Origin of the sequence: Candidatus Methylospira mobilis (assembly GCF_009498235.1) — a bacterium.
GTDB classification, from domain to species: domain Bacteria; phylum Pseudomonadota; class Gammaproteobacteria; order Methylococcales; family Methylococcaceae; genus Methylospira; species Methylospira mobilis.
Genome location: NZ_CP044205.1, coordinates 882,300 through 896,837 on the forward strand (window position 1 = coordinate 882,300; position 14,538 = coordinate 896,837).

The following is a 14,538-nucleotide window of genomic DNA, read 5'->3' on the forward strand; positions in this document are numbered from 1 at the left end:
ATGAACTTACACTCTCCCCAGGAATTGGTCGATATTCTTGACGACGATGGCTTGCTGTTTGCCGAAGAAACAGACGCGTTAAGCGGCGAGGCTGAGCCAACCTGGAAAATAATGATCGCTGACGACGACATCGACGTCCATACCGTCACGAAATTGGTATTTCACGATTTCAGTTTCAAAGGGCGCAGTCTTCAATTCATCGATGCCTATTCAGGTGATGAAGCCTGCAATCTGCTGACGCAACATCCCGACACGGCTGTCATTCTCCTTGATGTGGTCATGGAAAGCGAACACGCCGGACTCGACACGGTCAAGCGGATACGTAAGGAAATCGACAATACCCTGGTACGCATCATTTTGCGTACCGGGCAGCCTGGGCAAGCGCCGGAGCAACATGTAGTCGTGGATTACGATATCAACGACTATAAGTCCAAAACCGAGTTGACATCTCAGAAGCTGTTTACCTCACTGATCGTTGCGCTGAGGTCTTTCAACGACTTGAAATCGATAGATGCCAACCGGCGCAGCGTGATGAAAATCCTGGATGCGTCGAGCCATCTGGATTTCAAGTCGTTGCGCGTGTTTGTTTCCGGGATGCTGATGCAGTTGGCCAACTTGCTGGAGTTCGAAGAGGACGAGCTTATTCTGATACAGCAACGCGAGAACAGCGGGTTGCTTCAAATCATTGCCGCCAGCGGAAACTATGAGCCATTCATCGGTGATTCTGCTCAGGAGGTGTTCGGCTGTGATGTTTGTAATACGATACAACAGGTTATAGATGAGCAAACCAACCTGATCCACCCCGGTTATGGTGTTTACGTTGCCGGTGAAAAAGCCCTGGACAATGTAGTCGTCTATGTAGATGGCTCGAAAACCCCGAAAATCCTCGGTAAAGTCGATCTTGCTCTGGTGAAGGTATTTTGCGAGAAGATCCTGCTTGCTTACGAGAACTGCGATTTGCTCGCGGAGCTTCAGACCGATCTGGAAACCGGCGTGGCTGTGCTGGCTAAAATGGCCAACCCATCTTATTCCGAGCCGGCAGCTCATGCCAAGTATATTGGTATGTTAAGCCGGGATATAGCTGAAGTCCTCGCCTGCCATCAGTGGGATGGGTACGTCGTCAGCCGCCCTGTTCGCAATCGCATCACATCCGCCGCGATGCTGTGCGACATCGGCAATTATAAGTTATCCGACGCGCTATGGAGCAATACCGGGGTACTTGGCGAGAACGAACGCGACCAGATCCGTACGCACCCGATTCGGGGTGCTGAATTTCTGGCTGAAAATATGGTGAACTCATGCGTAAATGGCGTTTTTTCGCTCGCATGTGAAATTATTCGCTCGCATCATGAACGTTACGATGGTTCGGGTTACCCGCTGGGTCTGTCAGGAGATGATATCCCGCTTGTAGGCCGGATTGTAGCGATTGCCGATAGCTTTATCGCGATGACTTCATTACGACCTTACCGTCAGGCCCTCTCTTACGAAGAAGCGATTGGAGTGATTGAGGCGGCTTCCGGTCATCTTTTTGACCCGGTTGTTGTCCATGCGTTCCTTGAGGTCGCCGGCAATTACCGGCAAAGCTAGCGAACGGATGATGCCGGAACGGCAGTATCAACCAACGACCCGTGAGTACGGACGGTTGTTCAGCGCAGCGGTTTCATGCATTACATTACAGTCCCTTCTTGATGATGCGTTTTCCGTGGAAGGCTCTAACGAGCCGGCATGGTTACGCCCCGGTCGATCAAATTCCGTGTGTGAATTATCCTGCGCATCACTACAATTATTCCATCGCAATGGATGTTGATGGCTGCGGTGGCGGCGGCGATGGTGTTGCGCCGAGCACAGTCACCGGGACGCCGAGAGCGGCCCATCGATACAACCAGCCGGCTTCTTCCTCTGCATTGGGCCACCGCTGATTGTGCTCGCGCGTGGACATGTTGACGCAGCCATGACTGGCAGGGTGGCCGAAGCTGTTATGCCACCACGCGCCGTGAAACGCATATTCCGCATGAAAATACTGCGCGTAAGGCACGTTCTCGACTATGTAATGCCCTTTTTCCCCTTTCTTGGCTTTGCTTTTCATGGTTTTAATTGGGAAGCGCGCATAAATGTAAAACGAGCCGGCAACCGTGGGTGTCTTGGGTTTACCGGTGCTGACCTTGAAGGTTTGAATTGCCTGGCCGTTTTCCATCGCAACCATGGTCTGCGTATCGAGGTAAACAAAAATTCGCCGGTCGGTACCGGTGGTAAAACTGAAGTCTAACGGCGGCTCCGGCTGTCCTCCCTGCACCGACAGGAGCTCGCCTTTAGGTTCGACCTTGATGGTGCTGGATGCCGGCCATCCGGCTTTGGGCGTAAACTGCAGCCGGTTTTCGCTGATCCAATTCCATTTCCCGCTGATTTCGTTTCCATTACGCGTTGTTATCAGAATTTGATGGCCCGCTTCCTCCTTATTGGCCAGCGCTTCGCTGAACGTAATTTGCAGCGGTATGGCCGAGCCGATATTCTGTGCGCCGCGCAGATTGGCTTCGGCGGAAATCGGGTGTGGAACAGTGACGTTGAGGTCGAAATCAGGAAGCGGAATGTCGTTTGCCGTTGCCCATTTGATCCTTAGCGGATAAGTCTGGTTTGGCTCATAATGACCGGCGAGGAGCCGGAACGATAGCCGGGCCGCGTCGGGCTGTACCGTTATGTCGAGAGCGCTATCCGCCTCGAGCTTTCCCACCGGGCGGTCGAATCTAAGTGTCAAGGAACCGTCCGGAGCAAGGGTGCGCTGTGGCGAACCGCCTTCCAGTACGGGAATGGCGGCGGTTTCGAAGTGCAACACTTGGGTTTGCTCCTGCATGAACCAGGGCCGTTTAACTATAGCGGTAACAGTGTAGCTTTTACCGAAAGCCAGAGGGCTGTTCAAAGTATAATGCTTAAGGTTTTTTGTGTCCGTAATCACAGTGCCGCCGGCTTCGCGCAGCTCTATCTCCGCAAATTGCGTTCCGATGCCGACGACATCCAGTTTGACCGGAGTATTCGGGTCGACCATCACGCTGCCGTCAGGCGGACTCATCACCATCCCATATACGGAAAAGTTTGGGCTGAATAAAACCCCGCCCAGGCCTGCAGCTGCGGCTAGCACTATTGCTACAACCACGAGTCCCGTCCACCCCGGACCGGCATGCGCGTTTGCAGAGTTTTTCACTACATTACTCCTTACCTTCAGGGAACTTGATCAATTCTATCGAATTTAACGGGATTTAAAGTATATTTCCACTATTTTGTTAAATTGAGCGTAAATTTCCGGTTGCCGTGGCCGCTGTCTCTTGCCCGCCCGTCGTTATAGAATATATCCGGCCCGGAATGCGCATGGTGCGGGTGTGATATGATCCTCGGCCGCATCATGTTCACAGAGAATAAATAATCATGCGTTTTATAATATCGTTATTGCTCATAGCCTCGATCTGTCCGGCTGCGTCGGCAGTACAGGTTCCCACATCAACAAACGGCAAAAAAATGACTGAAAATACCATACAAGTAAAGCTGGAAACGACGCTAGGCGATATTATTTTGCAACTGGACAAGGAGAAGGCGCCGGTTTCGGTCGGCAACTTTCTGGTTTATGTTAAGGAAGGCCAATATAATAACACTATATTTCATCGTGTTATTTCTGGCTTCATGGCTCAGGGCGGCGGGTTCGATACCGATTTTAAACAAAAGCCGACACACGATCCGATCAAAAACGAAGCCAATAACGGTTTGAGCAACGAGCGTGGCACCATTGCAATGGCGCGAACCTCAAACCCTGAGTCCGCCACCGCTCAGTTTTTCATCAACTACAAAAACAACGACTTTCTGAATTTCAAAAGCGAAACGCCGCAGGGTTGGGGGTATGCCGTGTTCGGCAAAGTGGTGGACGGCATGGATGTTGTGGACGCCATGGCCAAAATTCCTACCGGCGCGGGCGGCCCGATGCCCAGCGATGTACCGCAAACCCCGATCGTGATAAACAAAGCAACCGTAATCTCCGAATAGTTGATGGAAACGCTGAATAAAACCCCCCGTTCATGATTCGACAGGGCTTTTCCTTTTCCCAGCGACTACGCTCAGATCCGGCTCTGAGCGTAGTCGCGGGTCTCTCCGCGTATGGCAACGATCTGACTACCCTAATATGAACAAACGTATCGCTTTTATTTCCGACCTGCACTTAAGCGAAGCGCGTCCGGAGATAACGCAGTGTTTTTTTGATTTCGTCCGGGAACAGGGAGATACGCTGAGCGCGCTCTATATATTGGGCGACCTCTTTGACGCCTACATCGGCGATGACGATAGATCCCCGTTGCAGCAAGCAGTCCGGTATGCGTTGCTTAGACTTAACCAGGAAGGCGTCAAGGTTTATTTGCAGCTCGGCAATCGTGATTTTCTGTTGGGAGCCGGATTCGGCGGCGCTACCGGCGTGGTGTTGCTGGATGAATACGCAGTCGTTGATCTGGGTGGACAACGGGTGCTGCTGACGCATGGAGATCTGCTTTGTACCGACGATGTAAAATATCAGACCGCTCGTGCGCGTATTCGCACGCCGGAGTGGAAACGGAACGCGCTTTCCAAACCGCTGTGGATTAGAAAACTGTATGCGTGCTGGTATCGGTATCGTAGCGGCGTCGATAAGTCGAAGAAAACGCAATACGTGATGGACGTCAATCAGGCGGCTGTCATTGCTGCGTTGGAGCAGCATAACGTGACCGCGCTGATCCATGGGCATACCCATAGACCGGGAATGCATCGGCTTAGCGTTCATGGGAAGCCGGCGCGCCGTTTTGTACTCGGTGAATGGAATCCTGGAGGCGCCGTGTTGTACTGGACGTTGGAGGGCGGCTTTAAGCTTTAAGCCGGCGCGTTAAAGCATCCTTTCCGCTCTACCGCCATATTACCTATCGAGATCAACTTTTCGCTAATTCCAGCATCTTATCTAAAAGTTGTTGAAGCTTCGGACATTTTTGGCAGGCGATGCCTGGATCGAGTTTTCCGAAAAGCTCTCTCCCATTTACCACCTTTTTGTATGAGCGCTTGGTATGCAGTGGATAAAGACGTTCAAGCAGTTTTGCTGGCGGCTCGGTAAAGTACACTGTCTCTGGATGTTGAATTTTTTTCGGGAAGGCGCGCGGGACTTCTAATGGAAAATCTCTGGATTGCTGAGTAGCCATGCCTCCACTTCGTGGACCGCAAAAAACTGAAAAAACTTTGGCTGCCCGACTTTTTTTTCTATATATTGTTTTGCCCAATCGTAACGCGCTTCATATCCGGTTAAATGTACTGGATAGAAAGTAGGTCCGTAAAAATCCAACAAGGAAATTATTGCAATAATTTCATCTTTACGCGGGCCGTTCAGATGCATTTCAGCTTTTTTGGGGCGTCTTTAACTCACTCCGGCCAACCTTCGAAGCGCACGGTTTTAATTCCGACAGAACTGGTTAATTGTGGGTCGAGCCATCTTTTTAAAAATTGTGGCAATGCTTTATCTCCCGTATAGCCCTCGACAAAAAGGATGAACTTCATTGCATTTGCTTCAGTTCTCCTGATTTAAAAAGAGTTCCGAGCGAGTATCCCTCCAACCAGTAGTCAAGATCGCTCTCTTGTATGGTTCGCAGAGTCGTTTCACCGTTTTCCCATTTGGCTACAGTTGTTGTCGGTCGTGTTTCGTCGAAAGCATCCAGAAGTTGTGGCGAATGTGTAGTTAGTATGATCTGCGATTGTGAGGAGGCATCGACTGCGTATTCTGCAATAACAGGAAGCATTGACGGATGTAGGCCGGTTTCCGGCTCGTCTACGGCGATGACAGGCGCGGGTGATGGACTTGCCAATACCGCTAAGCAAAAATAGAAAACGGAGGGTTCCATCTGAAAGTTCAGCGGCAGATTGTTCGCGTTTCAGTGACCTCCAGCGTACTCTCAGTTGAATTCTTTGATCGGCGGCAGGAGGGAAAATAAGCTCTTCAAAGTCATCGCCAAATGCCGCCTTCATAGCGGAATTGATGTCATTTTTGAAATCGCGATCGCCTGTGTAAAGAGTGTGTAAGACTGATATGAGATTTTGGCCGTCCGGGTCAACCCGTCGTTCCATGCGGGCAATAGCAGGTTGACGAATAATTGCATCTGGACTGGTATTCAAATCACGATAAACGGCTATGGAGGAAAGCGCTCTTTGAAAAGGTGGTATGGATTTGTTATGAATAAATGGCCCGGATGCTATGGAAAGAAGATTTTCTTCATCGGCTACAAATTCTTCCGGCGTGGTAAACTTACGTTTATGCTCTTTGAAAATTACGGCGTTTTTTGCATGCCTTTCCAGAAACGTGAACGGTTTCTTTTCTGTTCCTTTTCTGACTTTATGGGAGTTTATTAAATGCTCCTGGCCTATTCTATATGAACTTCCTGATCCAAGCCTTACCAGTTCCAACTCGTATTCTTCCTGCCCTAATTCTCCGCCTACAGGTTCTGTTTTCATCGAGAACTTGATCGAAGTCGCTGCGCCGTCCCAAACTATCGGGTCCATTCCACCCAGCGACTGAATATATTTTCCGAGTCTCCCTTGCGACGAAACTGAAATCAGCTCCAGGAAACGCAGTAAATTGGACTTTCCCGTGCCATTTGGGCCTATGATTAGATTGAGGTTGCCGGGAGACCAGCTTATGTTTCGGAGAGAGCGAAAGCCTTCAATATCCAGTTTTGTGATTTTCATTTTTTTCCGTTAAATTTGGATTGATCGAAGCTGTTCTCCGCAGTCAGTTGCGGCCTTTAAAACAACCCGCTGATTTTACCGTTGTCATCTACATCGATATGCTCAGCAGCCGGTACTTTGGGCAGCCCCGGCATCGTCATCATGCTGCCGCAGATAGCGACGACGAATTCTGCGCCATGCGCGGGACGTACTTCACGAATCGGCAATACATGGCCGGATGGCGCGCCCTTGATCGTTGGGTCGGCGGTGAAGGACGATTGGGTTTTGGCGATGCACACCGGATAATGCGGATATTGCTCGCTCAACTCGGCGAGTTGCCTGCGCACCCTGTCGTCGGCGGAGATATCGGCAGCGCCGTAAAGTCGGGTCGCAACCGTCCTGATCTTGTCCCACAGCGGCAGATCATCCTGATATAGAAAGTTGAAGCGGGTTTGTCCGCGCTCTATAACATCAATCACCGCGTGCGCCAGCGCTTCTGCGCCTTTGCCGCCTTCGGCCCAATGCCTGCAGATAATGGCTGTCGAATCCAAAGCTTCGACCTTCTGTTTGAGCAGCGCAATTTCGGCGTCGCTGTCCGAAACAAAATGGTTGATTGCGACGATGCATGGCAACCCGAATTGTTCCTGCACGTTGCTCAGGTGGCGGGCAAGATTGACAAAGCCCGCTTCCAGCGCGGTCAGATTTTCCTGTGTCAGCTCCTTGACCGCTACGCCGCCATGCGATTTAAGCGCGCGCACCGTGGCGACCAGCACCACGGCATCCGGCTGCAAACCGGCTTTGCGGCATTTGATATCGATGAATTTCTCGGCGCCGAGATCGGCCCCGAAGCCCGCTTCGGTTACCACGATATCGGCCATTTTAAGCGCGGTTTTGGTTGCAATCACCGTGTTGCAGCCATGCGCGATATTGGCGAAGGGGCCGCCGTGTACGAATACCGGGTTATTTTCCAGTGTTTGTACCATGTTGGGACGTAGCGCGTCCTTGAGCAATGCCGCCATCGCGCCATGCGCGTTCAATTCGCGCGCAAAAATCGCGCGTCCGTCATGCGAATAACCGACCAGGATATTGCCCAGGCGCTGTTTGAGTTCTTTTATCGTATTCGACAGGCATAATATGGCCATGACCTCGGAGGCGGCAATGATGTCGAATCCGTCTTCGCGCGGAAAGCCGTTCGCGGCGCCGCCGAGTCCGACCACGATGTCGCGCAATGCGCGGTCGTTCATGTCCATCACGCGTTTCCAGTGTATCCGGCGCAGGTCCAGATTCAGCGTGTTGCCTTGATGAATATGGTTGTCGATCATCGCCGCCAGCAGGTTATGCGCGACGCCGATGGCGTGGAAATCTCCGGTAAAGTGCAGGTTGATGTCTTCCATCGGCACCACTTGGGCATATCCGCCGCCGGCCGCACCGCCCTTGACGCCGAAGCACGGTCCGAGAGCCGGCTCGCGTAAACAGATCATCGCACTTTTACCGATGCGGTTCAGCGCATCGCCCAGGCCGACCGTGGTGGTGGTCTTCCCTTCTCCGGCGGGCGTCGGGCTGATGGCCGTTACCAGTATCAGCCTGCCGTTGGGCCGGTCTTTCAGGCTGTCGATATATTCCAGCGACAGCTTGGCTTTGTAGTGGCCGTAAGGGTCCAGGTGCTTCGCAGCGATGCTCAGCCGCTCGGCGGCCAGAGCGATGATGGGTTGCATATGGGCTTGCTGTGCGATCTCGATGTCGGACATGAAATACTCCTGCTTTTGTTCAGTCAGGTTGATGATGGCGGCTATCTTATCACTGCGGCTCATTCCGCGCTGTTGAAGCTGTGAGGTATAATCAGCTCTTTCCTTTCATCATCAAACAGGATATTGTTTCGCAGTCCTTGTCCTGATGATATAGCTCGACGGAGCTTGCCTCAGTTTCAAAGCCGGGGCGGGTAGCTTGAATAGCTCTAACATAATAAAAATAACAAAAGTTTCCCCAGATAGATCAGATCATGCCTATGTCTAGTATCCTTCCTGGCGTGGCAAACCTTGGCGATTTCATGCCGCATGGCATGTGCCTTCTTTGGCGAACCGACTTGTTGTTGCTGCATGTCGTTTCCGATCTTCTGATTGCCGCCGCTTATTATTCCATCCCCGCTGCACTGGCCTATTTTGTTATAAAAAGGAAGGACTTGCAGTATCCTTGGCTATTTGTCCTGTTCGCCATTTTTATCCTGGCGTGCGGAACGACGCATGTGATGGCGATATGGACGATCTGGCATCCGGATTATGTAGCCGACGGCGTTATCAAGCTGGTTACAGCCATCACTTCTGTAAGTACGGCTGTCGTGTTGTGTCGGGTGATACCGCAAGCGCTGAGACTCGTCAGTCCTGCCAAATTGGTCGAAGCCAATGAGAAGCTGCAGTATGAAATCGGTATGCGCACTCGTACCGAGGAAGCGCTACGCGCCAGCGAAGAGCGCTGGAAGTTTGCGCTGGAAGGCTCAGGCGACGGGGTGTGGGATTATAACTTTCAGACGCATAAAGTGCTTTCCTCCCGGCGCTATAAGGAAATGTACGGTCTGGCCGAACACGATAACGAGGATGTAGTCACCCAATGGGAAAAGCGCATTCATCCCGATGATAAAATATGCGTGATGACTGATCTGCGCACCTATCTCGATGGCGACGCCTCGTCTCCCTTTTCCGCCGAGTACCGTATGCGGTGCAGCGACGGCAGCTGGAAGTGGATATTGGATCGCGCCGTTCTGGTAAGCCGGACCGCGGACGGCAAGCCTTTGCGCATGATCGGCACGCATACCGATATCACCGAACGTAAGCTGCTGCAAATGAAACAGCTGATGATGGTGCTCGAATGTTCATCGGAAGCTGTGCTGCTGGTTAATAAGGAGGGCTTCATCCTGTTCGCCAACGATAGCGCCGTGCGGCTGTTCGGTTACGCTCAAAATGAATTGGTTGGCTGCAGTGTAGACGTACTGGTGCCGCTAAAGGCGCGTCCGGGCCATGGTTCGCATCTTGCCGCGTTTATGAGCAATCCGAAGCCACGCCCGATGGCCACGGCTCAACAATTGTTTGCTGTGCGCAAGGACGGTTCCGAGTTTTCTGTCGAAGTCAGTTTGAGTCCGATCGAAATCGATAATCAAGTCTTTGTTATCACCGGCGTGCTCGATATTACCGAGCGCAAACGCCTCGAGCGCGAGATGCAGCTGGCGGCCATGGTTTACCGCGCCATAGGCGAGGCGATCATGGTGGCGGATGCCGACAACCGCATTGTAGCCGTCAACCCCAGTTATACGCGATTAACCGGTTACACCGAGCAGGAAGCGGTTGGGCAATCGACAAAACTGCTCAAATCCGGACGCCACACTAAGGATTTTTATTGGCGTATGTGGCAATCGCTGGAAAAAACCGGACACTGGCAGGGCGAAATCTGGAACCAGCGCAAGAATGGCGAGGCGTACCTCGAATGGCTGGTTATTAATACGGTTTATGACGATAACGGCGCGGTGCTGCGGCGCATCGCAATGTTTTCCGATGTGACGGATCAAAAGCGTGCTGAACAGACTATCTGGCAGCAGGCAAATTTCGATCCCTTGACCGGACTTCCCAATCGCCGTATGTTTCACGACCGTCTGGAGCAGGAAATCAAGAAAGCGCATCGCTCCGCTTTATCGTTGGCGCTGTTGTTTCTTGATCTCGACCGTTTTAAGGAAATCAATGATACGCTCGGTCATGCTATCGGCGATCTCCTGCTTAAAGAGGTTGCCCAGCGCATAAGCGGCTGTGTGCGTGATGTCGATACGGTAGCGCGTCTGGGAGGCGATGAGTTCACCGTTATTTTGTCGGAAATCGATGATTTCGGCAGCATCGCGCGGGTGGCGCAGGGTATCTTGCGGTCATTGGCCGGTCCGTTTCAACTGGACGGCGAAATACTTTATGAATCTGCCAGTATAGGTATTACGCTGTACCCGGACGATGCCGCCACGCTCGAAGAATTGCTTAAAAATGCCGATCAGGCCATGTATGCCGCGAAGCATCAGGGCCGTAACTGCTACAGTTATTTTACGTCGTCCATGCAGGAGGCTGCGCACGCGCGGATGAGGCTGATCGCCGATTTACGTAGCGCTATGGCGGAAAATCAGTTACTGGTGTATTACCAGCCTATTGTTGAATTGGCAACCGGCGCCATCCATAAAGCAGAAGCGCTTATCCGTTGGCGTCATCCTGTGCGCGGTTTTATCGCGCCTTCCGAGTTTATCCCGGTTGCTGAAGAAGTCGGCATGATAGTCGATATTGGCGATTGGGTGTTTCGTGAAGCCATACGTCAGACGGCAAGCTGGAGACTATCGCACGACCCGGTATTCCAAGTCAGCATCAACAAGTCTCCGGTGCAGTTTTTGCGTGAGGATAATAGCCATGGAGGGTGGGCGGACTATTTAAAAGCGCTCGGCCTGCCCGGACAGGTCATCGTCATCGAAATCACCGAGGGCTTGCTGCTGGAAACCAGCAAAATCGTCGCCGACAAATTGCTTGCGTTTCGCGATGCCGGCGTGCAGGTCGCGCTCGACGATTTCGGCACCGGCTATTCATCGCTTTCCTATCTGAAAAAGTTCGATATAGACTATATCAAAATAGACCAGTCTTTTATCAGTAATCTGGCGCCGGGATCCAGCGATATGGCATTATCCGAAGCGATTATCGTCATGGCGCATAAACTTGGTTTGAAAGTGATAGCCGAGGGCGTGGAAACTGCGGAACAACGCGATCTTTTGATTGCTGCCGGTTGCGACTATGGGCAAGGCTATTGGTTCTCCAGACCGGTGCCGGCCGAAGAATTCGAAAAACTGTTGTAATGCGGCTGTACACGAAAAAAATATCACAATACGCTTTGTTCGGCTTTGTTGTTGTGATGGGGAATCCTAATCGTATTTCTTATTATTTTCAGGTGGTTTTGTCGTGGCGCCGTCTCTGAAGTTATCCGTATCCCTTTTCGCGCCTACGTGTTTTTCGTGAGATGCGCATTTGTGATAGCATTCGACATGGACGAGTGATTAATACTGTTGCGTTGGAGATGTATGTCTGATAATCAATTTTTTTTTACCAAACCTGAACCGGATGAGCTTAAAGCCGCGCTCACAGAAGAACAGTTTCGGGTTACCCAGGCTTGCGGCACTGAACCGCCTTTCGAAAATGCCTATTGGGACAATCATCGCCCCGGTATTTACGTCGATGTGGTTTCAGGCGAAGTATTGTTCAGTTCGCTCGATAAGTTCGATTCCGGTTCGGGGTGGCCCAGCTTTACCCGCCCATTGGCGCCTGAAAACATCCATGAGCGCCGCGATTTATCTCATTTGATGCTGCGCACCGAAGTGCGTAGCACGCATGCAGACTCGCATCTGGGTCACGTATTTGATGACGGCCCGCCGCCGTTGCGGCGGCGTTATTGCATCAATTCGGCTTCCTTGCGTTTTATTCCGCAAGAGGCCTTGCAATCCGAGGGGTATGGCGCCTATCTGGCGCTATTCGAAATATAGCGCGATACATTTAAAATGTAAGACAAAGCATAATTATTCAGGTAGCGAATTAATGGTGATACGCCGCAAGCGCACAAGCGCAAATACCGAAAATACAGCGTCCATTGTTTTATCCGAAGCTGTGGACGTATCGGAGCATGTTCCGCCAGGTGACGATAGTGTCGTCGAAACAGCCGCCGATATGGTTGATTTGACGGCGCCCGAGCTTTATATCAATAAGGAACTGAGCCTGCTCGAGTTTAACTGGCGCGTGTTGGAGCAGGCTAGAAGCGGAGCGACTCCATTGCTGGAGAGGCTTAATTTTCTGTGTATTTCCTGCTCGAATATGGACGAGTTTTTCGAGGTACGCGTTGCCGGCCTGATACAGCGTGCAGAACTTGCCAGCGAGCCGCCCGAGGAGCCCGATGCGTTGCCGACGCAGGAGGTGTTGGCGCGCATCAGCCAGCGGGCTCACGAGCTGGTTGCCGAACAGTACCGGGTTTTCAACGAGGTACTGCTGCCGCAGCTGGCTGCCGAATCCATACGTTTCATACGCCGCGCGAAATGGAGCGCCGCGCAACGCAGCTGGCTGCAGCGTTATTTTCGCGACGAACTGTTACCCATGCTTAGCCCGCTGGGCCTCGATCCCTCTCATCCTTTTCCGCGGTTGCTAAATAAAAGTTTGAACTTTATCGTGCCGCTGTCCGGTAAGGATGCCTTTGGCCGTGATATACATATGGCGGTTTTGCAAGCGCCGCGTTCCTTGCCGCGTATCGTGCCGTTGCCGCCCAAAGAAACCGGGAGCGGGCCGCATGATTTTGTCTTTTTGTCGTCCATCATCCATGCTTTTGCGGAAGAGCTGTTTCAAGGCGTGCAGGTTCTTGGGTGTTATCAGTTCCGGGTAACGCGCAATAGCGATATGTATCTGGACGAAGAAGAGGTTGACGATTTGCTGCAGGCGGTGGAGGGCGAGCTGACCGCGCGCAATTACGGCGATGCGGTGCGGCTGGAAGTAGCCAATTGTCCAGAGGACATTGCCGCACTGTTGATGCAGTATTTTGAGTTGAGTACGGACCGGCTTTATCGGGTGAACGGGCCGGTGAACCTGAGCCGTGCGCGCGAGGTTTACGATCAGATAAATCGGCCCGATCTCAAGTTTCCGGTATTTACTCCCAGCGTCGCTCCTGCTCTTGCCGCCCATCCAGACGACTTTTTTGCGGCGATACGCGAGCACGATATTTTGCTGCATCATCCTTATGAATCGTTTGCTTCCATCATCGAGTTGATACATCAGGCCGCGGACGATCCGCAGGTTGTAGCGATTAAACAAACGCTTTACCGCACCGGCATCAATTCGCCGATAGTCGAAGCCTTATTGCGCGCCGCTCGCGCGGGTAAAGAAGTTGCTGTGGTGGTGGAGTTGCTGGCGCGTTTTGATGAGCAGGCCAATATTTCGCTGGCGCATCGTTTGCAGGAGGCTGGCGTACAGGTGGTTTATGGCATCGTCGGTTATAAAACCCACGCCAAAATGCTGCTGATTTTAAGGCGTGAAGATAAGAAAATAGGGTATTACACGCATCTGGGCACCGGCAACTATCATTCGCGTACTTCGCGCTTGTATACCGATTATGGTTTGTTGACGCACGATAGAGTCATGGGCGAGGATGTACGGCGCGTGTTTCTACAGCTTACCAGCCTCGGACAGATGACCGCGCTTAGCAGAGTGTTGCAGTCGCCGTTTACGCTGCATAGTACCCTGATCGGCAAAATAGATCGCGAAATCGAGCATGTAAAACAGGGCAGGGTGGGGCGCATCGTTATCAAGGTGAATTCCGTCGACGAGCCGCAACTGATACGGGCGTTGTACCGCGCCTCAATGGCAGGGGTAAAAATCATCCTGCTGGTGCGCGGCCTGTGCTGTCTCCGTCCTGGTGTTCCAGGGGTTTCCGATAATATAGAAGTGCGTTCCGTTATCGGACGTTTCCTGGAGCATAGCCGGATTTACTGGTTTGCCAATGATGGGGAAGACGAAATTTACGCTGCCAGCGCCGACATGATGGTGCGCAACATGTTTCGCCGCGTGGAAACTGCGTTCCCTATTGTTGACCCTGATCTGAGCGCCAGATTGAAGAGCGACATGGAACTGTACCTTCAGGATAACACCTTGACCTGGATATTGAATACCGACGGTTCCTACCTGCACGTTTTGCCTGCCGAAGGAGAGCCTGTCGTAGCCGTACAGTCAGCACTACTGCAGCAACTGGCGGAGCGCGTATCTTGATGCAGCAGTTTCACTTTTCAAGCTTACG

General features: G+C 52.1%; 10 protein-coding genes and 1 pseudogene. 6 read left to right on the plus strand and 5 right to left on the minus strand.

Translation table 11 applies throughout. The annotated features are described in order from the left end of the window. Positions 1–1,587 (plus strand): response regulator, encoded by a 1,587-nt coding sequence (locus tag F6R98_RS03740; protein WP_194270118.1) that lies wholly within the window; start codon positions 1–3, stop codon positions 1,585–1,587. A 196-nt stretch (positions 1,588–1,783) separates the two neighbouring features. On the opposite strand, the gene F6R98_RS03745 is transcribed toward F6R98_RS03740, so the two are convergent. Then, entirely contained in the window at positions 1,784–3,196 is a 1,413-nt protein-coding gene (locus F6R98_RS03745; RefSeq protein ID WP_228125073.1) for a L,D-transpeptidase family protein, read from the minus strand. 311 nt (positions 3,197–3,507) lie between these two features. Between F6R98_RS03745 and F6R98_RS03750 the strand changes: the two genes are divergently transcribed. Further along, the gene (locus tag F6R98_RS03750; RefSeq protein WP_153247833.1) at positions 3,508–4,026 is read left to right on the plus strand and encodes a peptidylprolyl isomerase; all 519 of its coding nucleotides are present in this window, start codon (positions 3,508–3,510) and stop codon (positions 4,024–4,026) included. 136 nt (positions 4,027–4,162) lie between these two features. Further along, on the plus strand, positions 4,163–4,879 hold the full coding sequence (locus F6R98_RS03755) for a UDP-2,3-diacylglucosamine diphosphatase (protein ID WP_153247834.1): 717 nt from the start codon (positions 4,163–4,165) through the stop codon (positions 4,877–4,879). A 52-nt stretch (positions 4,880–4,931) separates the two neighbouring features. On the opposite strand, the gene F6R98_RS22405 is transcribed toward F6R98_RS03755, so the two are convergent. The 4 genes and pseudogenes from F6R98_RS22405 to F6R98_RS03775 form a co-directional block, all read right to left on the minus strand. Continuing rightward, a complete protein-coding gene (locus F6R98_RS22405) occupies positions 4,932–5,195 on the minus strand; it encodes a DUF4276 family protein (protein ID WP_153247835.1) in 264 nt (87 codons plus the stop codon). After that, on the minus strand, positions 5,162–5,386 hold the full coding sequence (locus F6R98_RS22410) for a DUF4276 family protein (RefSeq protein ID WP_153247836.1): 225 nt from the start codon (positions 5,384–5,386) through the stop codon (positions 5,162–5,164). Before F6R98_RS22410 ends, F6R98_RS22405 begins: the two co-directional genes overlap by 34 nt. 157 nt (positions 5,387–5,543) lie before the next feature. Beyond that, positions 5,544–6,729, minus strand: a pseudogene (locus F6R98_RS03770) (AAA family ATPase). Between the two features lie 56 nt (positions 6,730–6,785). Continuing rightward, a complete protein-coding gene (locus F6R98_RS03775) occupies positions 6,786–8,456 on the minus strand; it encodes a formate--tetrahydrofolate ligase (protein WP_153250893.1) in 1,671 nt (556 codons plus the stop codon). Positions 8,457–8,713: 257 nt separating this feature from the next. Between F6R98_RS03775 and F6R98_RS03780 the strand changes: the two genes are divergently transcribed. The 3 genes from F6R98_RS03780 to ppk1 all read left to right on the plus strand — a co-directional run bounded on the left by F6R98_RS03780 (position 8,714) and on the right by ppk1 (position 14,510). Further along, entirely contained in the window at positions 8,714–11,569 is a 2,856-nt protein-coding gene (locus F6R98_RS03780) for a sensor domain-containing protein (RefSeq protein ID WP_228125074.1), read from the plus strand. 222 nt (positions 11,570–11,791) lie between these two features. Next, the gene (gene msrB / locus F6R98_RS03785) at positions 11,792–12,250 is read left to right on the plus strand and encodes a peptide-methionine (R)-S-oxide reductase MsrB (protein ID WP_153247838.1); all 459 of its coding nucleotides are present in this window, start codon (positions 11,792–11,794) and stop codon (positions 12,248–12,250) included. Between the two features lie 181 nt (positions 12,251–12,431). Further along, the gene (gene ppk1 / locus F6R98_RS03790; protein ID WP_153250895.1) at positions 12,432–14,510 is read left to right on the plus strand and encodes a polyphosphate kinase 1; all 2,079 of its coding nucleotides are present in this window, start codon (positions 12,432–12,434) and stop codon (positions 14,508–14,510) included. Positions 14,511–14,538: the final 28 nt, after the last annotated feature.